Genomic DNA, 22,044 nt, shown 5'->3' on the forward strand with positions numbered 1-22,044 from the left:
CGTACTCTCTCGGGGCCGTCAATTCCCCCATAGAAGGAGCCGGATATGTCCGATCTCGCCCAGGCCCGCCACTTCATGGTGGAACAGCAGATCCGCCCCTGGGAGGTGCTGGATCAGAAGGTGCTGGACCTGCTCGAGGCCCTGCCCCGCGAAGACTTCGTGCCCCCCGAGTGGCGCAACCTGGCCTACGTGGACGACTTCATTCCGCTGCCGGGCGGCGAAGTGATGCTGCCGCCGAAAGTGGAGGCCCGGATGCTGCAGGCGCTGGACGTGCAGCCCGAGGACACGATTCTGGAAGTGGGTACCGGCAGCGGCTATTTCACGGCCCTGCTGGCCCGCCTGGGGCGGCACGTGTACAGCGTGGAAATCGACCCGGCGCTCTCCCGCGCCGCGGGCGAAAAGCTGCGCGAACACGGCATCGTCAACGTCACCCTGGAGGTGGGCGACGCGGCGCGGGGCTGGGCGAAACACATGCCCTACAACGTCATCGCCATCACCGGCTCCCTGCCGGAACTGCCGCAAGCCTTCCGCGAGCAGCTCACCCTCGGCGGCCGCCTGGTGGCCGTGGTGGGCGAGCCCCCCGTGATGGAGGCCATCCTCATTCGCCGCCTGGGCGAGCACGAATGGAGCGAGGAGGCCCTGTTCGAGACCGTGATTCCCCCGCTGCGCAACGCCCCCAGGCCCCGCCGTTTCCCGCTCTGACCCCCCGCCGGCGTCGCCGCTTCCGCCAGGCGGCCCTGCCGCCTTGAAAATCCGGCGGGGATGCCCATCTCGTCATCCTGCGTCCGGCGGCGGTGGGCTATAATGGCGCGCCGCCCGCTCTTTTCCTTCCAATCGGGGATTCATCATGCGCAAGACACTGCTCTCCCTCGGTCTCGGCCTGATGGTCAGCCTGCCTGCCAATGCCGAGAATCTGCTGGACATCTACCAGCTCGCCCAGCAGAACGATCCGGTCTTCCGGGCCGCGGAACAGGCCTTCTTCGCCACCCGTGAGGTCAAGGCCCAGAGCAAGGCCCTGTTCCTGCCGGTGCTCAACCTCTCCGGCGACTACAACCGGATCTACCAGAACTACAAGGGCAGCGCCTATCTGGGTGGAAACAACGAACAGAACTACACCAGCTACGGCTACACCCTGAGCCTGCGCCAGACGATTTTCCGCAACGATTACCTGGTGCAGTACCGGCAGGCGGATCTGCAGGTGGCCCAGGCCTCGGCCCGCTTCAACAGCGCCGCCCAGGATCTCATCGTGCGCGTGGCCGATGCCTACTTCCAGGTGCTGGCCGCCCTGGACAACCTGCGCTTCGTGCAGGCCGAGAAGCAGGCCATCGCCGAGCAGCTCAACCAGACCAAGCAACGCTTCAAGGTGGGGCTGACCGCCATCACCGACGTGCATGAGGCCCAGTCCCGTTTCGATCAGTCCGTGGCCCAGGAAATCCAGGCCAGGAACCTGGTGGCCACCACCCGCGAAAACCTGCGCGAACTCATCGGCCAGTATCCGAGCCGCCTGGCAGGCCTGGCCCGTGACGTGCCCCTCACCCCGCCCGACCCGCAGGACGTGGACGAATGGGTGAAAACCGCCGAGGAACGCAGCCTGCCGCTGATCGTGGCCGAAAAGGCCCGGGAAATCGCCCGCGAGGAAATCGCCCGGCGCAAGTCCGGTCACTATCCCAGCCTGGATCTGGTGGCCAGCGCCGGCAGTTCCACCACCGAGGGCGGCGTCTTCCTTTCCTTCACCGGCCGCACCATCGAGGACGCGCGTATCGGTCTGCAATTCAATCTGCCGCTCTACCAGGGCGGCGTGGTGGTCTCCCAGACCCGCCAAGCGGAATACCAGTTCGCCCAGGCCAGGGAGGAATACATCCGCCAGAAGCGGATCACGGAGCGGAACACCCGCACGGCCTACCTGAACGTGATTTCCAACATCAGCACCGTCAAGGCCTTCAGGCAGGCCCTCAAGTCGGCGCGCACCGCGCTCAAGGCCACCGAGGCCGGCTACGAAGTGGGCACCCGCAACGCCGTGGAAGTGCTCAACTCCCGGCGCGAGGTCTTCCGGGCCGAGCGGGACTATGCCAAGGCCCGCTACAACTACATCGTGCAGGCCCTGCGCCTGCGCCAGGCCGCCGGGATTCTCACCGAAGCGGATCTGACCGCCATCAACGACTGGCTGCAGACCGAGGCCGATCTGGACAAATGAACACTCCCCTCTGCGAGTCTGGCCACAGCCAGCTGGTGATCATCGACATCCAGGAAAAGCTCGCGGCGGCCATGAAGGCGTCGGTGCGCGAACAGACCGTACGCCATGCGGGCATCCTGGCCGAGGCGGCCGTGCGTCTGGGCATTCCGGTGCTGCGTACCGAACAGTATCCCCGCGGCCTGGGGCCCACCGTGCCGGCCCTGCAGGACGCCGGCGGCCTGGTGGAGAAGACCTGCTTCTCCTGTTTCGCCGCCGGCGGCTTTCCCCGCGCCCTCGACGGCGCCCGCCGGCAGATCGTGCTGGCCGGCATGGAAACCCACGTGTGCGTGCTGCAGACCGCCCTGGAGATGCACCAGGCCGGGTATCAGGTGTTCGTGGTCGAAGACGCCGTCTGTTCCCGCCACAAGCGCCACCACCGCAATGCCCTGGCCCGCCTGCGCCAGGCCGGCGTGGTGGTGAGCAACGTGGAATCGGTGCTGTTCGAATGGCTGCGGGATGCCGCGCATCCGGCCTTCAAGGCCGTCTCCCGCCTGATCCGCTGATCCGGATCGTCACATCCGTTATTCTCCCTCCTCATGGAAACGCACACCGCCGCCCGTTTCCGGCCCCGTGACTATCTCGCGCCCCGTTACTGGCCCACCTGGCTGGGCCTGGGTCTGCTGCGCCTCGTCATCCTCCTGCCCGACCCGGCCCTGCGCGGCCTGAGCCGCGGGCTTGGCCACCTCGGCTATCACCTGATGCCCGAACGGCGCCGGATCACCCGCACCAACATCGACCGGGTGTTTCCCGAGCTGCACAAGGCCGCCCGCCGGCGCCTGGTGCGGGAAAGCTTCGCCGCCGCCACCCATGCCGTTTTCGAGTCGGCCATCGCCTGGTGGGCGCCGGATACCCGCCTGCGGGACCGCTACGTGCTCGAGGGCCGGGAGGAACTGGATCGCGCCCTCGCCAGAGGCCGGGGCGCGATCCTGCTTGGCGGCCACTACACCACCCTGGAGATCTCCGGCCGCCTGCTGGGCTACGAGGTGCCCAACGTCTGGCCCACCTACAAGCGGGCCCACAATCCGCTGGTGGAAGCGCTGATGTACCGCGCCCGCAGCCGCAACAATGCAGGGCTCATCCCCAGCAAGGACCTCCGCCGCATCCTGCGCCGGCTGAAGGCGGGGGACGTGGTGTGGATCGCCCCGGATCAGGACTTCGGCTACGACCGCAGCGTGTTCGCCCCCTTCATGGGGATCCCCGCCTCGACGCTCACCGTCATCGCCCGCCTGGCCCGGCTCTCCGGCGCGCCGGTGCTGCCCTACTATTCACGCCGCGAGGCCGCCGGGCGCTATCGCCTGCGGATCGGCCCGCCGCTGACCGATTTTCCCAGCGGCGACGAGGTGGCCGATGCCACCGCCGTCAACCGGGCCATCGAAATCGGCGTGCGCGAGGCGCCGGGGCAGTACCTGTGGGGCCACCGGCGCTTTCGCACCCGCCCACGGGGCGAGCCGCAGTTCTACCGGGCCCGGCGGGATCGCAACCTGCGCCGCTACAGCCGAGCGCTCGCCGCGCTCACCCTGCCGGTGATCGCCCACACCCTCTGGCAGGCCGCTCGGGGCGGCGGGCGCCGCTTCGCCCGCCAGCGGCTGGGCCTCGGCCCTTGGCCCGCAGGGCCCTTCGACGTCTGGTTCCATGCCGCCTCGGTGGGCGAGGTGAACGCCGTGACTCCCCTCATCGAGCGCCTGGAGGCGCGCTGGCCCGGCGCGCGAGTGCTGCTCACGGTCAACACCCCAAGCGGCTGGCAGACCGCCCGGCGGCGCTTCGGCGACACCCTGGCCTTGGCCCACCTGCCCATCGACTGGCTGTTTGCCGTACGCCGCTTTCTCGATCGCACCCGGCCCCGCAACAGCCTGATCGTCGAGACCGAGATCTGGCCCAACCTGTACATCGAAGCCCATTACCGGGGCACGCCGGTCAGCCTCGTCAACGCCCGGCTCTCGGCGCGCACCCTCGACGCCCCCCTCTGGGTGCGCCGGATCCTCGGCCGGGCCATGGAGGGGGCGCACACGGTCTTCGCCCGCTCGCCGCTCGACGCCGAACACTTCCGCCACTTCCACGTCAGCCCCGAGCACCTCGAAGCGGTGGGCAACCTCAAGTTCGCCGCGCCCGCCGGCCCGCCCGCCGCTCCCTTCACCACGCCCCGCCCCTACGTACTCGCCGCCTCCACCCGTCCCGGCGAGGAACGCCGCCTGGCCCGCCTCTGGCAACGCCTGGAACAGGACACCCTGTTGATCCTCGTTCCCCGCCACCCGCAGCGGCGCAAGACCATCCTGCGGGAACTGGCCGCCACCGGCCTGCCGGTGGCGGTGCGCAGCCGCAACGAAGCCATCACGGATCAGACCCGGCTCTACCTGGCAGACACCTTCGGCGAGCTGCCGGCCTTCATCGCCGGCAGCCGCTTCGTGATCATGGGCGGCTCCCTGGAACCCTTCGGCGGCCAGAACCTTCTCGAAGCGGCCCGCGCAGGCAAGGCCGTGATCCTCGGCCCGCACATGGACAACTTCGCCGACGAGGCCCGCCTGTTCCTGGAACGCAACGCCGCCCGCCAGGTGCAAGACGACGCCGAACTGGACGCGGCGATTCGGGAACTGCTGGCCGATCCGAAACTGGCCGAGGAGATGGGCCGGAACGGCCAGGCCCTGATGGCGGAACTTTCCGACATGGCCGATCGCTACCTGGACCGCCTGGAGGCCCGGTTGCCGAAGTTCAGGCCAGCCCCGCCGAGCGATAACCCGTCAACAGGTTCTGCCAGTCGTTCTCGGTGAAATGGAATTCCGGCAAGTGGTGACCCAGCTTGTCGAGGGAACGGCGCAGGCGCGCCAGATTCGCCTGCTGCCAGTGCGATGCGGGGCGGCGCAGCCGGCCGCGGTCGAAATCGATGAGATGAAACCGCCCCCCCCGATCCAGCAAAATGTTGTTGGCGTTGAGATCGGCATGAAACACGCCGCGGGCATGGAATCGCAGCAGCAGGGCGCCCAGCGCGATCCAGTGGCCTTCCGCCAGCGGCTCCCGCGTCAGCAGCTCGGCCAGCGTCGTCGCCTCGGGGATCCGCAGGGTCATGAGGTCAGCCGTGTAGAACGGCCCGCGGCGCACGATTCGCGCCGCCGCCGGCGGCGGCACCGGCAACCCCATCGCCCGCAGGCGGGCCAGCAGCCGCCACTCGGCGAAGGCCCGGCTGCGGGCAGCCCCCAGCCAGAGGTAGCGATCCTCGGAGAGGCGGGCCACCAGCCCCCCCCGGCGGTAGTGGCGAAGCACGTAGTCCCGCCCCTCGTGCTGCACGAAGAAGGTGGTGCCCCGCCCTTCGGCAAAGCCGATGATGGCGCTGCGCTCGGCCCACTCCCTGGCATCGAACGCCAGCGTGGCCGGATTTCCAATCAGCGCGTCATCGTATAGGATGTAACGATTCGCTTGCCTGAATTCCCTGACACCCAATCTTGAAACCCCTGCCCCTGAAAGAACCGCCCGACAGCCTGTGTCTGCTGCGCCTGTCGGCCATCGGCGACGTCTGCCACGCCGTCCCCGTGATCCGCACCCTGCAGCGGGCCTGGCCGGACACCCGGCTCACCTGGATCATCGGCCGCACGGAACATGCCCTGGTGGGCGACATCCCCGGCGTGGAGTTTATCACCTACGACAAGCGCGCGGGCTGGGCCGGCTGGCGCGCCCTGCGCCGGCGACTGCGGGCGCGGCGCTTCGACGTCCTGCTGCACATGCAGACCTCCCTGCGGGCCTCCCTCGTGAGCCTCGCCATCCCCGCCCGCCTGCGCCTGGGCTTCGATCGCCCCCGCGCCCGGGATCTGCAATGGCTGTTCAGCAACGCCCGCATCCCCCACGTGCCCCGCCAGCACGTGCTCGACAGCTTCCTGGAATTTCCCCGCGCCCTCGGCATCGGCGAAACCGTGCTGGAATGGAACATCCCCATCCCCGACACCGCCCGCGAAAAGGCGCGGAAACTGGCCCCGGACCGCCCCTATGCCCTCATCAGCCCCTGCTCGGCCCACGCCTACCGCAACTGGACCGCCGAGGGCTACGCCGCCGTGGCCGACCACCTGTGGGAAAAATGGCGGCTCCCCGTCCTGCTCACCGGCGGCGGGTCCCGCACCGAACGGCAAATGGCCGACGCCATCCTCGCCCGCAGCCGCCACCGTCCCCGCGATCTCACCGGCCGCACCGACCTCAAGACGCTCCTCGCCCTGCTCGCCGACGCCCGCCTCCTCGTCTCCCCCGACTCCGGCCCCGCCCACATGGCCACCACCGTCGGCACCCCCGTCATCGGCCTCTACGCCGCCACCAACCCGGAGCGGGCAGGGCCGTATCTCTCACCGCAGCTGGTCGTCAACCGCTATCCGGAAGCCGTTCGTCAGATCCTGAGCAAGGACACTACGAATGTGTCCTGGGGAACCCGAATCCGTCAGCCGGCTGGGATGTCCCTGATTCAGGTTATGGACGTGCTTTCGACAATCGAAAAAGCGATTGGGTCACCACAAAACATGTCGAATCCGGTATCATTGCGGCATTCTCTCGACACGGATCCCCGAACATGAAGCTGTGGTGGGATGCGCATGTGTGGCTACACCGCCGCGCAGAGCGGGTCTTTGCGGAAGTCGACTTTGAACGGGTCCGAAATATCGGCGTCATCAAACATGCCGGTTTCGGCGATACACTCCTGACCAGGCCGTTTCTGCTGCTGCTTCGTGAACATTTCCCGAACGCCCGAATCACATACAGTATCAAAACCAAACAACAAGGGGTCCCTCGCGACCTCATCGATAATATCCATGTCATGCCGAGTACTCGCAAGCTGCACAACGGGGCAGCAGCCATGAAGGCCTACAGGACTTTTGGCCCCCAAGACATCATTTTTGATCTGACTGCCAGTACGCCCTCTTTTCTTTTGACCCGGCTCACTCCGGCAAAAATCAAGGTCGGTTTCCAGCACCGAAATATCCACAAGTGGGTCTACCATGTCGCCATACCCCGTTCCGTCTACCATTTCGAGGCGGAAACCTTTCTGGAGCAATTAAACCCTTTCGGCATCCCTTACAAACTGCCACTAGATTTCCGAATGCCCACAGAAACGACTGCGGATGAGGACGCCCCCATCGCCCACTTTATCGGCGCGGCCACTGAATACAAATGCTGGCCAGTCGAACATTTCGCAAAACTGATCGGCATGATTGCCAGTCGCCACCCTGACAGACGACAAGTCATCATCGCCGGGTTACAGACGTGGGAGAAAGAACGTGCCAGAAAAATCCATGCCGCGGTCAAATCGACCGGGATGGTATCTCTTGTCGATGATCCCAAGCGCACCGAGCCCGTGATCCGTAAAGCGTCTATCCTGATTTCCAACGATACCGGCGTTCGGCACCTCGCCATCGCCCATGCAACACCAACCATAGGGATATTCTTCGCAACACTCCCCTTCCGCTATTGGCCACGATGGGGTCATCACGAAGTCGTATTCCACAAGAATGGAACTCATCCCTCACCGGAATCTGTTTTCGACACATTGGAACGTATGTTGGCTGACATTGCTGTATCAAGCGATATAAAAACCAAAGAGGTGGTTGCATGAAAGTCGTCGTCGTTGGAACCGGCTATGTGGGCCTGGTCACAGGCACCTGTTTCGCCGAGCGGGGAAGTGAGGTCGTCTGCGTGGACATCGACCAGACCAAGATCGATGCCCTGCACCAAGGCATCATTCCCATCTACGAGCCGGGACTCGAAGAACTGGTCAGGACCAACGTGGCCGAGGGACGGCTCGACTTCACTACCTCCCTGGCCGACGCCCTGCCGGGCGCCAACTTCGCCTTCATCGCCGTGGGCACCCCGCCCGGCGAGGACGGTTCGGCCGATCTGCAGTACGTGCTGGGCGTGGCCCGGGAGATCGGTCAGCACATGAGCGATTATCTGGTGGTGGTAGACAAGTCCACCGTGCCGGTGGGCACCGCCGACAAGGTGCGGGCCGTAGTCCAGGAAGAGCTGAACAAACGGGGCGAGAAAATCGACTTCGACGTGGTCAGCAATCCCGAATTTCTCAAGGAAGGCGATGCCATAGACGACTTCATGCGCCCGGATCGGGTGGTGATCGGCACCGACAGCAAACGCGCTGCCGAGCTGATGCGCAAGCTCTACCATCCCTTCATGCGCAACCACGAAAACACACTGGTCATGGGCATCCGTGATGCCGAAATGACCAAGTACGCCGCCAATGCCATGCTGGCCACCAAGATCTCCTTCATGAACGAAATCGCCGGTCTCTGCGAACGGCTGGGCGTGGACGTGGAGAACGTCCGCCTGGGCATCGGCTCCGATTCCCGGATCGGCTATTCCTTCATCTATCCCGGCTGTGGCTACGGCGGCTCCTGCTTCCCCAAGGACGTCAAGGCCCTCATCCAGATGGCCAACGAGATCGACTTCGACGCCCAGGTGTTGCGCGCCGTGGAAGCGCGCAACGAACGGCAGAAACACCGGCTGGCCGAGAAAATCATCGAACGCCTCGGGCCGGACCTGTCCGACCGGACCATCGGCATCTGGGGCCTGGCCTTCAAACCCGGCACCGACGACATGCGCGAGGCCCCCTCGAAAGTCATCATGCGCGAACTCATCGCCGCAGGCGCCCGCCTCAAGGCCTATGATCCGGTCGCCCATGAAGTGGCGCGCCGCGAACTGCCTCGGGAATGGTTCGATGACGGACACCTGACCCTGGTGGCACACCAGTACGACGCGCTCGAGAACGTGGACGCCATGGCGCTCGTCACCGAATGGAAATCCTTCAATCATCCGGATTTTGCCCGGATGAAATCCCTCATGAAGTCCACCCTCGTCTTCGACGGACGCAACCAGTACGATCCGCAGGAAATGCAGGATCTCGGCTTCGAGTACCACAGCATCGGTCGCAGGACACCAACATGAAGAACTATCATCGCAAGCGCATTCTCGTCACCGGCGGGGCGGGCTTTCTCGGCTCCCACCTCTGTGAACGGCTGCTCAACGAAGGCAATGACGTTCTGTGCCTGGACAACTTCTTCACCGGCACGCGCGAGAACATCATTCATCTCATGGACAACCACCGCTTCGAGCTGATCCGGCACGACGTGGTTGAACCCATCCTGCTGGAGGTGGACGAAATCTACAACCTGGCCTGCCCGGCCTCGCCCATCCACTACCAATACAATCCCATCAAGACCACCAAGACCTCAGTGATGGGCACCATCAACATGCTGGGGCTGGCCAAGCGTACTCGCGCCCGGTTCCTGCAGGCGTCCACCTCGGAAGTATACGGGGATCCCAAGGTACATCCCCAGTCGGAAGACTACTGGGGCAACGTCAATCCCATCGGGCCCCGTTCCTGCTACGACGAGGGCAAGCGCTGCGCCGAAACACTGTGTTTCGACTACCGACGGGAACACGGCCTGCCCATCAAGGTCGCCCGGATCTTCAACACCTATGGACCGCGCATGCACCCTGCCGATGGCCGGGTCGTCTCCAACTTCATCATCCAGGCGCTGAAAGGCGAAGACATCACGATCTACGGCGACGGTTCCCAGACCCGTTCCTTCTGCTACGTGGATGAAATGGTCGATGCCTTCATCCGTCTGATGGGCACACCTGACGACTTCACGGGGCCGGTCAACCTTGGCAATCCGGACGAGTTCACCATTCGGGAACTGGCCGAGAAGGTACTCGAAATCACCGGTTCCCGTTCAAGGCTGATCCAGAAACCCCTGCCGGCGGACGATCCGAAGCAACGCCAGCCCGATATCCGCCTGGCCCAGGAAAAACTTGGCTGGGCACCGAAGGTAAAACTGGAAGAAGGACTGAAGAAGACCATCGCCCATTTCGAGAAACTGCTGAGCGACTCTGCTTGAAGTGCAAATCCGACGGCCGAACCACTGGACCGACTCGAACGATTTCACCGGCCGGCAAGCAGCCCGGTCAGGCGGGCGAAGTGTCCCTCCTCTGTGAACCGGCGATCCGCGAATGCCTCTCCGGCCCTCGCCAGCCTGCGGCGAAAGTCAGGCTCCGTCACCAGCCGGTGCAGGCACCGGGCCAGATCCTCTGCATCCTCGCTGGTAAAGAGGAGCCCGGTCTTGCCATCCTCGATGATCTCCGGCACCCCGCCGGCGTTGGAACCCACCACGGCCACCCCGGCGCGCATCGCCTCGGCCAGGACCAGACCGAAGGTTTCCTCCTTCGTCGCCAGAACCACGGCATCGAAACAGCCCATGATCTCCGGGGGACGCGGGTGGAAACCGGCAAAATGCACCCGCTGAGAAAGCCCGTGCTGTTCCACAGCCTGTTTCAATTCCTGGAGATACGCCTCGCTCATCGGCCGACCCACGATCACGAGATGGAGATCCAGCCCCGCCTTTAGCAGCCTGGAAATCGCATCGATCAACACATGCTGCCCCTTGCCCGGCTCGATTCGCCCGAAAATGGCCACCTTGAAGGTGTCAGCAGGCACTCCATGCCCTCCAAGCCAGCCACGACAAGCCTCCTCACGAGGCGAATTAGGCTTGGGTACCCCGTAATACAACGTGGTGATGCGCCCGGCCTCCAGGGGCAGAAATCGTCTGGCCTCCGCTTCGAGACGGCGGGTAATGGTTACATAGGCATCGACCCTCCGATAGAGAAACCGGTGCCAGATCCCGCGCCGTGGGCGGGTCAAGGCCATCTGCCGGGTATAGACCACACGCAAACCATGTCCAGCCAGCAACCTGGCAAACACCGCGAGTGGCAAATCCCGGCGCGCATGCAGATGCAGGACGGTGATTCCCTCACTTCGGATCCAGCCAGCCAGTCGCCATGCTGAAATCAGGGGAAAGTAGACGCTGCGCACCTGCAGAAGGCGAAGCGGAACGCCCGCCTCCTCCAAGCGCTCGTCCAGCAGGGTGCCACCAGCCACGACGGCCAGCCGCAACCTACCCTCTCGATGGTAATGCAGGGCGACCTTGGCCGCATAGAGTTCCAGCCCGCCGAAACCGGGCGAAGTACACAATTCGAGCAATTTCATGGATCAGGGATTTGGGCTATCATGAAGGTTTTCAGGATTCCATCTGCACGCCGACACCCGCGATGTCTCACTCCGCAACCCCCGTCCGAGTCCTCGTCATCCGCGCGGGCGCCCTTGGCGATACCGTCTGCGCCACGAGCATCATCGAACCCCTGCGTTACGAATTCGGCGAGGACGTGCACATCGAGTGGGTCGCCAAGGCCGGCATGGGCGACCTGTTCGCCGCAGATCCGCGCATCGCCAGAGTCCATGAACTCCGGAACCGTCGTCTGTCCCTGCCGTTCAATCGTGGCAAGGCGGCCATCGTCAAAGCCTCTCACAGCCGGCCTTTCGATTATGTCATAAACCTGGAACTCGGCCCATTGTTCAACGATCTAGTCCGCGCCATCCACGCCCGGCACAAAATCGGGATGCCTTACCACTACTTTGCCGAACCGCCGGAGGCGCATGCGGTCGAGAATCTCCAGCTCATCTATCGAAGCGTGCTCGGCACCAAAGCCATGTCACGCGCCTGGCCGACCCTGAAAGGGCTCGACAAGACCGTGATACAACAACGATTCAATTTACCGAAATCCTGGCATGTACTGGTTCCTGCGAACAGCCATCTTGGCAATCGACGGAAACTGAATCACCGGGCGTGGCCATTGACACACTGGAAAAAGCTGCTGATGCTGATGGATGCTGCCGGTATGCCGATAGTGCTAGTAGGCGCCCCAGCGGATCGCCATTTGCTTGAGACCCTCGGTCCCCTGCCCACCTCGGCCAAGGATCTGATCGGCAAAACCGACATACCGGAACTGATCGGCCTGATCGCCGCAGCGCAGGGAGTCATTGCCACCGACACCGGTCCGGCTCACATGGCAGCGGCCGTCGGAACCCCCGTCACGGTACTCATTGGCCCTACAAACGCCCGGCGAACCGCGCCATACTCCACGTCCGAGAATCGGGTTACGACGATTTCTGCGAACTTGCCATGCAGGCCTTGTTATCACACTCCTGCAATGGACACCTGCAACGAAAATCAATGCATGATACAAATTCGCCCTGAAAATATACTGGACAGAATATGAAAATACACAAATCTCTGGCCAGAGCGTGCGGATTCGAACTAATCCCGCTTGACAAGCTGCCGACTCTGGAAAGCCATATCCGGTCTCTGTTTGAACAGTACAATATTGATTTGGTGGTGGATGTCGGCGCAAATACAGGACAATTCGCACAAATGCTCCGAAATCGTGTCGGCTATGAAGGGGAGATTCATTCTTTTGAACCTGTCCCCGATGTTTACCAAGCCCTTGAATATACATCGAGGAACGACCCCCTCTGGCACACACATCCCATTGCGCTTGGTGACACAGAAACATATCTGGACATCAACGTCACAGAGTCCACCGACTACTCATCATTCCTGAAACCAAACGAGAACTCACGCCGATTCAGAAACAGTGACACCAAAATCAAACAAACGGTATCCGTACCCGTTAAGCGACTGGACGCACTACTGCCTGTGTTTCTCAATCAGATTGCCATTGATCAAAAAAACATCTATCTCAAACTTGATACTCAGGGATATGATCTGAATGTCATGAATGGTGCAACCCGGGTACTTGACAACGTGCGAGCAATTCAGACTGAACTTTCCTTCATACCCATTTACGCTGACATGCCCGATTACGTGAAGTCCATGCAATATTATAGAGACATCGGTTTTGCGCCATCCGGCTTTCACCCCATATCCAAAGACCCCGAATCTTTACGCCTGATCGAGGCCGACTGCATCCTGGTTAGATCCTGATGAACGAGCAACAACACAACCCAAAGGTATCTCTCATCATACCGACCTATATGCGCGAACAACTTCTCGTGCAGACTCTTGAATGCGCAATCAATCAGGATTACCCTGATTATGAAATCATCGTTGTTGACCAAACACCTGAACACGATACCCGCACAACAAAGTTCTTTCAATCGATCGAAAATCAGATTACCCTAATCCGCTCACCCGAACCTTCTGTAACCAAAGCGCGAAACACCGGCGCAAAAGCTGCAGATGGGGAAATCATCATCTTCATTGATGACGATACATCGTTCTCTCCTGACTTCATACGAAATCATGTTGACAATTATTCAAAGGATTGTGATTTCGTTCAGGGACGCATTATCGAAAGCGGGTGCCGTGATTACCCGAAACCAGTATGGCTTAATGCATTTGGCAATTTTTCCGGAAGTGATTTTTGTAAAAAAGATGGGATAACAAATAACATAACAGGCTGCAACTTCTCATTCAGGCGTCACTTGTTTGACGAACTTGGCGGGTTTGACGAATTCTTTCAGGGTATCGCCGTTTGTGAAGACTCCGATTTTGCCTATCGAGCTTACAAGGCTGGATTCAACGGATGCTTTTCGAGCAAGGCCGTATTGACACATCACCGCTCTGATTCAGGAGGAGTAGGTCACGGCATTGAGAATCAATATTTCGATTTGGGTTTTTATCGAAACAAATTGTACTTCTATAGAAAAAATTTTCCGTACCCTGTATATCTATATCAAAAATTTCGTTTTTTTAGTAAAGGTCTGCGTCGATTTATTCGACTATTCAAAAAGGCCGTAAAAGAAGCCGCAAACCCTTTTGACAATTCTATATAATCGACAAAAATGTTCTATCAAAACATTCATCCTGATATAAAATCGATTTTTCTAAGAAGCACCAAAGTAGAGAAGATCGTATACCTTATTCTTTTTCTTCTTCCGATATTTTCCATTTCGGTCCGACATTGGATCAGCGGCTGGTTTAGCGTTCTTGCAATTCTCTCATTGGCATTCCTTTCTCGTGGTCTCCGCGAGAAGCTCGGAAAAGAGGAAAAACTTCTTTTCCTGGTTTTTGGTGCCTTTTTGATCAGTTTTTTTATTTCTGCAACATTGAACGGTTGGACTGAAAATTCGATACGGCGTATTGGTACAGAATTCAAGTATTTGCTGTTCATCCCGATTTATCTGCTCATTCGTCAGTATCCGAATTCACTCCATTTTTTCATGATCGGTATACTTTTTAGCGGATTCGTGTTTGGAATTCAGGCCTATAATGATACATTTTTTACACCCATCCAAAGAGGTCAAGGAATATACGGTCCAATTACGTTTGGAGACTTTGCAGTTCTGGTCGGATACCTTTCCCTCTTGCATGCCTTTTTCACTACCCATCCTGCCTGGCAAAGATTGCTGGGCATGGGTTCATTTTCTTTGGCTTTGTTTGCTGCATACCTGACCGGCAGTAGAAATGCATGGCTGGCTCTCGCCCTCCTTGCCGTACTCAGCCCCCTTCTTCATCCTTCTGCAATACGAACCAGATACCTTTTTGCTGTTTACGCTATTTTGGCTATTGCCATATATTTCACTTTTTTTGTTATAGACAACCATATCAGCAGACGAGCAAGCCTCGCCATCGAACAAACCCATCAATATTTCAATCAATACAAATCCGACGATTATTACAAACAACCACTCACCGGATCCGCCAACATACGACTTGAACAATGGCGAATAGCAATGCGCGCATTCAAGGATGCGCCATTTTTTGGGTATGGCGGCGGAAATGCTGGCCGAACCGAAAACAGATACATAAAACAAGGGCTAGGACATCCTGCACTCTACAACCCAAAGGCCAACACGAATATTAGCGGCATTCATAGCACATACTTTGAAACCCTGCTCACCGAAGGAATTGTCGGACTTACCATCGTTATACTCTTTTACGGATATCCGCTATTGGTGTTTATTCGTCTTCGAAAAAAGGCACCCTATCCCAGTTCGCTAGGAATCATTTTAGTTTTGAGCTACATGCTGTTCGGACTGACTGAAAATCCGCTGACCTCCGATGGCTTCAGTTCTCTGTATCTGACGGCTCTCGCCGTTATCTTCTCAACAACAATCAGGTTAACATATCCGTCAGAGCAGGTTTACCAACCACCTGGTTGAGCAACTGTTCAAACTATATCTTGTTCGACGCCATTCTTTTCGAGAAGCACCTTGCTATACTTTACAAAGGCATGTACTCCAGAGAGTACGGATACCACTATCCCTGCATAACCATCGAGAAAACCGCGCTTAATCACCAGCATACGAAAAAACGTCCAGCATCCATGTGTAATCGGCGCGAATCTTGAGACGCGTTTTCCACTCCTCAAAATCTCCTTTGCCCCAATTTCCGTGAAATAGTCGATAGTTTTCAAGTGTTGGCTGATACTGTCGAAGGAATAGTGCAGGATATTACCTTTCAGCATTTGTGCCTTGCCTTCGGCCACCTCCACCCGGTCGTGTGGGTTGATACCCCCCCAGCAAGCCTTGCGGCGGTCGAACAGACGCACCTTGTAGTCAGGATACCAGCAGTGGTTGAGCCAGCGGTAGACGTAGAAGGTCTTGCGCGCCATGCGCCAGGCGCTGATGTCGTCCTCGCCCAGCCGATCCTTGATGGCGAGAATCGAACGGGCGAGGGTTTCATCCAGGCGTTCATCGCAGTCTAGGCTCAGGATCCAGTCGTGGCTGGCGTGCTCAACCGCCAGATTCTTTTGCTCCACATGCCCGAGGAACGGCTGCTCAATGATCTTGTCGGCATACCTGGCCGCAATCTCATGGGTGCGATCCGTACTCAGGGAGTCGACCACTACGATTTCGTCAGCAACGGGCAGCAGGGACTTGAGGCAGTCCTCGATCTTGGCTTCTTCGTTGTAGGAGATGATGCAGGCGGAGATTTTGGGCATGGGGCTGAGAAGTCTGGGCAAGGTATCACGGCGGGCACTGCGCCTACAGGTGAGGATGGAAACAGGTGCCTCCTAGCTGTTTATGGTACCACTATGGGCTCAACATTCGATCTATGTGGGTGAACACTTGGTCCGGGTCGATTTTGGTCAGGCAGCGGGTGTGTCGCCGTGGGCAGGTGCGCTCGAAGCAGGGGCTGCAATCAAGGTCGAGATAGACCACCTCGGCCCGTTCCGACAGGGGCGGGGTGTAGGCGGGGGTGCTGGAGCCGTAGATCCCCACCACGGGGATGCCGGTGGCGCAGGCCACGTGCATCAGGCCCGAGTCGTTGCTGATGGCGGCGCGGCAGGCGGCGAGCAGATCCACGGTGTCGGTGAGGGTGGTGCGGCCGCAGAGGTTGGTGGCGCCCTCCCCGGCCCCGGCGATGGCGTCGCCGAGGGGGCGTTCCGTCTCGCTGCCGAAGATCCAGACGGGGAGGCCGCGCGCGAGGAGGCGGCGGGCCAGATCCTGCCAGTGCTCAAGGGGCCATTGCTTGGCGGGGCCGTAGGCGGCGCCAGGCAGGAGGGCGACGGGGGCCGGCGCGGCGCGCAGGCCGAGGTGCGCGAACAGACGTTCGCGGTTTTCCGCGTCGATGCGCAGATGCGGATAGGGCGTTTGCGGGGGCTGGGGGGCAGTGGCCGGGAGACCGAGGGCGACCATGCGCTGGACGGTGCGGCCGAGTACCTGCTTGTCCAACGGGCGGATGTCGTTGAGCAGGCCGTAACGCAGCTCGCCCCGGTAGCCGGTGCGGACCGGCACGCCGGCGAAGAAGGGCACCAGGGCCGCCTTGGCCGAGCGGGGGATGACGATGGCGTGGGTGTAGCCCTTCCGGCGCAGGGCGCGGCCGAGGCGCCAGCGCTTGCGCAGGGCCAGTTCGCCGTGGGCCACGGGCAGAGGGATGCCGGCGCGCACCTCGGGCATGCGCTCGAGCAGGGGCAGGGACCATTCGGGGGCCAGCACGTCGATGATGGCGTCCGGATATTGGCGGCGCAGGGTGATGAAGAGGCTCTGGGCCATGACCATGTCGCCCACCCAGGCGGGGCCGGCGATCAGATAGCGCCGCGGGCCGTTCATGCGCGGGCCAGCAGCGCCTCGACGATGGCCACGTTGTCGCGCAGGTGGGCGGGATTGATGGTGCCGGTGATCATGCTGGAGACGCCGGGGGTGTTGAACACGTATTCCATGGCCGCGGCGATGCCGCCGCCGCCCGCCGAGGTGTCGGCATGGCCGCTCATCAGGCCCTTCTTGACCAGCACGCCCTTGTTCAGCTCCCGGGCGCGGGCGATGACCGGCAGATCGTGGGTGTCGCGCGGATTGCAGGTGGCCATGACCACGTCGGTGTGCTCGACGATCCACAGCCCACCCTCGGTGGTCTTGGTGGACATGCCGAAGGCCCGGATCTTGCCCTCGGCCCTGAGCCGGTCCAGTTCTTCCAGGACGCCTTCGTGTTCGATGATCTGCAGATCGTCGCCGTGGGAGTGGACCAGCACCACGTCCAGCCAGTCCCGCCCCAGGCGGCGCAGGCTGCGCTCGACGCTCATGCGGGTGTGGTCGGCGGAGAAGTCGAACCGGGATTCGCCGTTTTCGAAGATCTCCCCCACCTTGGTGACGATCACCCAGTCGGCCTTGCCGGGGAGCAGTTGACCGAGCCGTTCTTCCGAGTTGCCGTAGGCGGGGGCGGTGTCTACCAGGTTGATGCCCAGTTCCCGGGCCAGGGCCAGCAGGTCGCGCACCGCGTCGTCGTCGGGGATGGTGAAGCCGCGCGGGTATTTCACCTGCTGATCGCGGCCGATCTTGACCGTGCCGAGGCCCAGCGGGCTGACCTCGATGCCGGTGGATCCCAGGGGTCTCAGTTCCATCGTTCTTCCTCCTGCCAGGGCAGTGGTGCGATTTCGGGACGGGGCAGGCCGGCGAGGGCATCCACCGGGCCGGCGTCGCCACCCGGCTGAGGCTGAATGCCGGCCGCCGCCAGATGATCGAGCACCCGATCGGCGGCCACCGGGGCCAGCGCCAGCTTGGTGGGCCAGACGGTGATGACGCCCCCCTGTTCCGCCACAAAGGCGTCATCGGGCAGGGTGCCACCGGCGCGAACCTCGGCCCGGTCGATGGGCAGGGTGATCCATGCGCAGGCGCCGAAGTCGTGCCACGGAAACAGGGTTTCCAGTTCGGCGCGGGCGGTGGCGATCTGCTCGCCAGGACTTCGCCCCACGCCCTCCTCGGCCAGTTGCCCGCCAAGATACCAGACCGGCCGGCCGCTTGCGTCGCGGTGGCTGGTGATGGTGAGGCGCGGCTTGCTGGAGGCGCCGAGACAATGGGCGTAGAGCGGCGGCAGATCCGCCCCGCGCAGGGCCACCATCTGCAGGGGCCGGAGCTGCATGGGCGGCTCTTCGCGGCCCAGCTTCGCCAGCAGGGCGCGGTTGCCGCCGCCGGCGGTGAACACCAGGCGGCGGGCGGTGAGGGTGCGATCGGGCAGCCGGATCCGGCAGGGCCCGCCGGCTTCCAGTTCCAGCGCTTCGGGATCGATGCGCGCCAGGACCTCGCGATGGGGTTCGGCCAGGGCGGCGAGCAGCGAGGCGACGTCCAGTACCGGCTCGTCCAGGCGGTAGACCTGGCCGCGGAAGGCCGGATCCCGGAACAGCGCCGGGTAGTCGGCCGCCGGCAGGGGCGCCATGCGGCTGCGCATCATCCGGCTGGCGAAGAAGCCGGCCAGGCGCGAGGCGATGTCGCGGGTGGACCACAGATACTGGTGATCCGACAGCAGGCGCGCGGCGCGCAGATCCACGTCGCCCTCCCCCGCCAGGCAGGACCGCCAGCGGGCCGGCATGCCGGCCACCATCCGCGAGGCATCGGAAACCTTGCCGGTGAGGGCATACTTGGTGCCGCCGTGGATGATTCCCTGGGCGTGGCGGGTCTGGCCTTCGCCGAGGCGCGCGCTTTCGAACAGCGCGGCCCGGTAACCCTGCCGGCGCAGGCGATCGAGCAGCCACAGGCCGGCGATGCCGCCGCCGAAGATGGCTGCGTCGAGGGGATGGGGATCGGTCATGGCAAAGGAATGTGTCGAAGAGGAATGGCAAATGCAAGGGCCACGCTGCCCTGCCCCCCCTCACCCTGTCCCTCTCCCCGACGGGGAGAGGGAACCCTTCGTTCCGGGAACGGGACCATGCAAAACCGCCGTGCCCTCCGTGTTCCTTGCCACTGCGCCGGAAAAGCCGCACACGATCGGCTCATTCGCCCTGCCCTTCGCGTGCGCGGATGGTGCCGATGATCCCGGTGGTGGAGACGCCGTCCACGTAGGTGAGCACCTTTACCTCGCCACCGGCCTCGCGCACGCAGTCGCCGCCGGGGATTCTGTCGGGGTCGTTGTCGCCGCCCTTGACCAGCAGATCGGGCAGCACGCGGCAGATCAGGCGGGTGGGGGTGTCCTCGTCAAAACCCACCACCCAGTCCACGCAGTCGAGAGCGGCAAGCACGCGCATGCGCCGTTCCTGGGTGTTGACCGGCCGCTCGGGGCCCTTGAGGCGCCGAACCGAGGCGTCGTCGTTGACAGCGACGATGAGGCGGTCGCCGAGGGCCGCGGCCTGTTCCAGGTAGGTGACGTGGCCGGCGTGGAGGATGTCGAAACAGCCGTTGGTCATCACCACCGTCTCGCCGTGGGCGCGGGCTTCCTGCACCAGGGCCACCAGCCGGTCTTCGTCGACGATGCCCCGCGCCACCTCGGTCTGGGCGCGCAGGGCCTGGCGCAGCTCGTCCACCGAGACCTTGGCGGTGCCCAGCTTGCCCACCACCAGACCGGCGGCGAGGTTGGACCAGGCGGTGGCCTCGGCCAGTGGCTCGCCGGCGGCCAGGGCGGCGGCCAGCACCGAGATCACCGTGTCGCCGGCGCCGGTCACGTCGTATACCTCGCGGGCCTGGGTGGGCAGATGCAGGGCCTTGCGGCCCGCGTGCAGGAGGGTCATGCCCTTCTCGCTGCGGGTGATGAGCAGGGCTTCGAGATCCAGCGCCTCGCGCAGGCGCTCGCCCTTCTCGACGATGGCCGCATCCGAGCCGCAGGCGCCGACGATGGCCTCGAACTCGTGCAGGTTGGGGGTGATCAGCGTGGCGCCGCGATAGCGGGAAAAATCGCTGCCCTTGGGATCGACCAGCACCGGCACGTTTTGCTGGCGCGCGGCGGCGATGAAGTCCTGCACCTGGGCCAGGGTGCCCTTGCCGTAGTCGGAGAGCACCACGGCGCCGGCCCCGGAAAGGCGGTGCCTGAAATCGTCGAGCAGGGGCGTGGCGTCGGTGACGTGGAAGCCGTCCTCGAAGTCCAGGCGGATGAGCTGCTGGTGGCGCGAGAGCACGCGCAGTTTGGTGATGGTGGCGCTGCCGGGCACTCGGGTGAAGCGCCAGGCCACGCCGTGATCGTCGAGGATTTTCGCCAGTGCCCCGGCCGCCTCGTCCTCGCCGGTGAAGCCCAGCAGCTCGGCCTGCCCACCCAGCGCAGCGATGTTGAGCGCCACGTTGCCGGCCCCGCCGGCCCGCTCCTCGGCCTGCCCCACATGCACCACCGGCACCGGCGCCTCGGGGGAGATGCGCGAGGTCTCGCCGTGCCAGTAGCGATCCAGCATGAGATCGCCGACGACGAGGACGCGGGCGGCGGGGAAATCGGGAAGGGTTTTCATAGGAGTATCGAAAAATGGTCCGATGGGAGCAAAACGGGGTCGCGGCTTGCGCCGCTCCTACCGGAAATGGGCAAACGCCGTGTCGGAGCGGCGCCTCGCCGCGACCGGCTCAGTCCTCGTCCTTCAGCACGTACAGCGCGCCGCAGTAGGGGCAGCGGGCTTCGCCGGTCTCCTCGATGGGCAGCCAGACCCGGGGGTGGGAGTTCCACAGGGTCATGTCGGGCATCGGGCAGTGCAGGGGGAGATCGGCGCGGGTGATCTCGTAGCGCTTGACGGCGTTGGCCTCGCGGGGCTTGCGTGCGGCGGATTGCACGTTCATGGGCTCTCCTGGGTCAGTCGTTGACGTAGTCCAGCCATTCACCATACCGCCCCAGGCGGCCGTGCACCAGATCGAAATACTGGGACTGCAGGGTTTCGGTGATCGGGCCGCGGGAACCGCTGCCGATGGTGCGCCCGTCCAGTTCGCGGATGGGGGTCACTTCGGCGGCGGAGCCGGTGAAGAAGGCTTCGTCGGCCACGTAGACCTCGTCGCGGGTGATGCGCTTCTCGCGGATCTCGTAGCCGTTGTCCTTCGCCAGGGCGAAGAGGGTGTCGCGGGTGATACCTTCCAGGGCCGAGGTGAGATCCGGGGTGTAGATCACGCCGTCGCGGACGATGAAGACGTTCTCGCCGCTGCCCTCGGCCACGAAGCCGTCCACGTCCAGCAGCAGGGCTTCGTCGTAGCCGTCGCGGATGGCCTCCTGCAGGGCCAGCATGGAATTGATGTAGTTGCCGTTGGACTTGGCCTTGCACATGGTGATGTTGACGTGGTGGCGGGTGAAGGAGGAGGTCTTGATGCGGATCCCCTTCTCCAGCCCCTCCTCGCCCAGGTAGCTGCCCCACTCCCAGGCGGCGATCATCACGTGCACCCGCAGGTTGTCGGCGCGCAGGCCCATGCCCTCGGCGCCGTAGAAGCACATGGGCCGGATGTAGGCCGATTCCAGGCCGTTTTCGCGCACCACCTGCTTCTGCGCGGCGTTGAGGGTGGCCTTGTCGAAAGGCATGGGCATGCCGAGGATGTGGGCCGAGCGAAACAGGCGATCGGTGTGGGCCTTGAGGCGAAAGATGGCCGTGCCCTGCTCGGCCCGGTAGGCGCGCAGGCCCTCGAATACGCCCATGCCGTAGTGCAGGGTGTGGGTGAGCACGTGGACCTTCGCCTCGCGCCAGGGAACCAGTTCGCCATCCAGCCAGATGACGCCGTCTCGATCGGCCATGGTGGACATGCCGGGATACTCCTTGGAAATGCGTGAAAAACCCCGCCAGGCGCGGGCACATGGAAACGCCTATTCTATAGGCAA

At 62.5% G+C, this 22,044-nt stretch carries 21 protein-coding genes; 12 read left to right on the forward strand and 9 right to left on the reverse strand.

The window, feature by feature from the left end; genetic code table 11:
* The first annotated feature begins 45 nt into the window (after positions 1-45).
* The 4 genes from ACZ5BH_RS03655 to ACZ5BH_RS03670 all read left to right on the forward strand — a co-directional run bounded on the left by ACZ5BH_RS03655 (position 46) and on the right by ACZ5BH_RS03670 (position 4,998).
* Complete coding sequence (locus tag ACZ5BH_RS03655; protein WP_464890557.1) at positions 46-702, forward strand: protein-L-isoaspartate O-methyltransferase family protein; 657 nt, start codon at positions 46-48, stop codon at positions 700-702.
* A 145-nt stretch (positions 703-847) separates the two neighbouring features.
* Entirely contained in the window at positions 848-2,194 is a 1,347-nt protein-coding gene (locus ACZ5BH_RS03660; protein ID WP_464890558.1) for a TolC family outer membrane protein, read from the forward strand.
* On the forward strand, positions 2,191-2,736 hold the full coding sequence (locus ACZ5BH_RS03665) for a hydrolase (protein ID WP_464890559.1): 546 nt from the start codon (positions 2,191-2,193) through the stop codon (positions 2,734-2,736). Before ACZ5BH_RS03660 ends, ACZ5BH_RS03665 begins: the two co-directional genes overlap by 4 nt.
* Positions 2,737-2,769: 33 nt before the next feature.
* Complete coding sequence (locus ACZ5BH_RS03670; RefSeq protein WP_464890560.1) at positions 2,770-4,998, forward strand: LpxL/LpxP family acyltransferase; 2,229 nt, start codon at positions 2,770-2,772, stop codon at positions 4,996-4,998.
* Here ACZ5BH_RS03670 and ACZ5BH_RS03675 read toward each other — a convergent pair.
* Positions 4,940-5,665 (reverse strand): 3-deoxy-D-manno-octulosonic acid kinase, encoded by a 726-nt coding sequence (locus ACZ5BH_RS03675; protein ID WP_464890561.1) that lies wholly within the window; start codon positions 5,663-5,665, stop codon positions 4,940-4,942. The two genes, ACZ5BH_RS03670 and ACZ5BH_RS03675, sit on opposite strands and share 59 nt — an antisense overlap.
* Before the next feature lie 2 nt (positions 5,666-5,667).
* Between ACZ5BH_RS03675 and ACZ5BH_RS03680 the strand changes: the two genes are divergently transcribed.
* From ACZ5BH_RS03680 to ACZ5BH_RS03695, 4 genes are read left to right on the forward strand one after another with little or no spacing between them, the layout of a single operon-like run.
* Positions 5,668-6,777 (forward strand): glycosyltransferase family 9 protein, encoded by a 1,110-nt coding sequence (locus ACZ5BH_RS03680; RefSeq protein ID WP_464890562.1) that lies wholly within the window; start codon positions 5,668-5,670, stop codon positions 6,775-6,777.
* A complete protein-coding gene (locus ACZ5BH_RS03685) occupies positions 6,774-7,811 on the forward strand; it encodes a glycosyltransferase family 9 protein (protein ID WP_464890563.1) in 1,038 nt (345 codons plus the stop codon). Before ACZ5BH_RS03680 ends, ACZ5BH_RS03685 begins: the two co-directional genes overlap by 4 nt.
* Positions 7,808-9,151 carry a UDP-glucose dehydrogenase family protein gene (locus ACZ5BH_RS03690; RefSeq protein WP_464890564.1) on the forward strand — a complete coding sequence of 448 codons (1,344 nt, stop codon included), beginning with the start codon at positions 7,808-7,810 and terminating at the stop codon, positions 9,149-9,151. The genes ACZ5BH_RS03685 and ACZ5BH_RS03690 overlap by 4 nt, the downstream gene beginning before the upstream one ends.
* Positions 9,148-10,107 (forward strand): UDP-glucuronic acid decarboxylase family protein, encoded by a 960-nt coding sequence (locus ACZ5BH_RS03695; protein WP_464890565.1) that lies wholly within the window; start codon positions 9,148-9,150, stop codon positions 10,105-10,107. Before ACZ5BH_RS03690 ends, ACZ5BH_RS03695 begins: the two co-directional genes overlap by 4 nt.
* Before the next feature lie 44 nt (positions 10,108-10,151).
* On the opposite strand, the gene ACZ5BH_RS03700 is transcribed toward ACZ5BH_RS03695, so the two are convergent.
* Positions 10,152-11,252, reverse strand: coding sequence for a glycosyltransferase family 4 protein (locus ACZ5BH_RS03700; protein WP_464890566.1), 1,101 nt, complete (start codon positions 11,250-11,252; stop codon positions 10,152-10,154).
* Positions 11,253-11,263: 11 nt separating this feature from the next.
* Between ACZ5BH_RS03700 and ACZ5BH_RS03705 the strand changes: the two genes are divergently transcribed.
* The 4 genes from ACZ5BH_RS03705 to ACZ5BH_RS03720 are packed head-to-tail and all read left to right on the forward strand — an operon-like array spanning position 11,264 to position 15,227.
* Positions 11,264-12,322 (forward strand): glycosyltransferase family 9 protein, encoded by a 1,059-nt coding sequence (locus tag ACZ5BH_RS03705; protein WP_464890567.1) that lies wholly within the window; start codon positions 11,264-11,266, stop codon positions 12,320-12,322.
* The gene (locus tag ACZ5BH_RS03710; protein WP_464890568.1) at positions 12,319-13,047 is read left to right on the forward strand and encodes an FkbM family methyltransferase; all 729 of its coding nucleotides are present in this window, start codon (positions 12,319-12,321) and stop codon (positions 13,045-13,047) included. The genes ACZ5BH_RS03705 and ACZ5BH_RS03710 overlap by 4 nt, the downstream gene beginning before the upstream one ends.
* Positions 13,047-13,898 carry a glycosyltransferase family 2 protein gene (locus ACZ5BH_RS03715; protein ID WP_464890569.1) on the forward strand — a complete coding sequence of 284 codons (852 nt, stop codon included), beginning with the start codon at positions 13,047-13,049 and terminating at the stop codon, positions 13,896-13,898. The genes ACZ5BH_RS03710 and ACZ5BH_RS03715 overlap by 1 nt, the downstream gene beginning before the upstream one ends.
* A 9-nt stretch (positions 13,899-13,907) precedes the next feature.
* Positions 13,908-15,227 (forward strand): O-antigen ligase family protein, encoded by a 1,320-nt coding sequence (locus ACZ5BH_RS03720; protein WP_464890570.1) that lies wholly within the window; start codon positions 13,908-13,910, stop codon positions 15,225-15,227.
* An 8-nt stretch (positions 15,228-15,235) separates the two neighbouring features.
* Here ACZ5BH_RS03720 and ACZ5BH_RS03725 read toward each other — a convergent pair whose 3' ends face one another.
* The 7 genes from ACZ5BH_RS03725 to ACZ5BH_RS03755 all read right to left on the reverse strand — a co-directional run bounded on the left by ACZ5BH_RS03725 (position 15,236) and on the right by ACZ5BH_RS03755 (position 21,969).
* Positions 15,236-16,009 (reverse strand): glycosyltransferase family 2 protein, encoded by a 774-nt coding sequence (locus tag ACZ5BH_RS03725; RefSeq protein WP_464890571.1) that lies wholly within the window; start codon positions 16,007-16,009, stop codon positions 15,236-15,238.
* 91 nt (positions 16,010-16,100) lie between these two features.
* On the reverse strand, positions 16,101-17,120 hold the full coding sequence (gene waaF, locus ACZ5BH_RS03730; RefSeq protein ID WP_464890572.1) for a lipopolysaccharide heptosyltransferase II: 1,020 nt from the start codon (positions 17,118-17,120) through the stop codon (positions 16,101-16,103).
* A complete protein-coding gene (locus ACZ5BH_RS03735) occupies positions 17,117-17,905 on the reverse strand; it encodes an aldo/keto reductase (RefSeq protein ID WP_464890573.1) in 789 nt (262 codons plus the stop codon). Before ACZ5BH_RS03735 ends, waaF begins: the two co-directional genes overlap by 4 nt.
* Positions 17,896-19,089, reverse strand: a complete 1,194-nt coding sequence (locus ACZ5BH_RS03740) for an FAD-dependent oxidoreductase (protein WP_464890574.1) — start codon at positions 19,087-19,089, stop codon at positions 17,896-17,898. The genes ACZ5BH_RS03735 and ACZ5BH_RS03740 overlap by 10 nt, the downstream gene beginning before the upstream one ends.
* Positions 19,090-19,270: 181 nt before the next feature.
* Positions 19,271-20,707, reverse strand: coding sequence for a bifunctional D-glycero-beta-D-manno-heptose-7-phosphate kinase/D-glycero-beta-D-manno-heptose 1-phosphate adenylyltransferase HldE (gene hldE / locus ACZ5BH_RS03745; protein WP_464890575.1), 1,437 nt, complete (start codon positions 20,705-20,707; stop codon positions 19,271-19,273).
* A gap of 109 nt (positions 20,708-20,816) precedes the next feature.
* Entirely contained in the window at positions 20,817-21,026 is a 210-nt protein-coding gene (locus ACZ5BH_RS03750; protein WP_464890576.1) for a zinc-finger domain-containing protein, read from the reverse strand.
* A gap of 13 nt (positions 21,027-21,039) precedes the next feature.
* On the reverse strand, positions 21,040-21,969 hold the full coding sequence (locus ACZ5BH_RS03755) for a branched-chain amino acid transaminase (protein ID WP_464890577.1): 930 nt from the start codon (positions 21,967-21,969) through the stop codon (positions 21,040-21,042).
* Positions 21,970-22,044: the final 75 nt, after the last annotated feature.

The sequence above is a fragment of the Thioprofundum lithotrophicum genome (genome assembly GCF_055387065.1).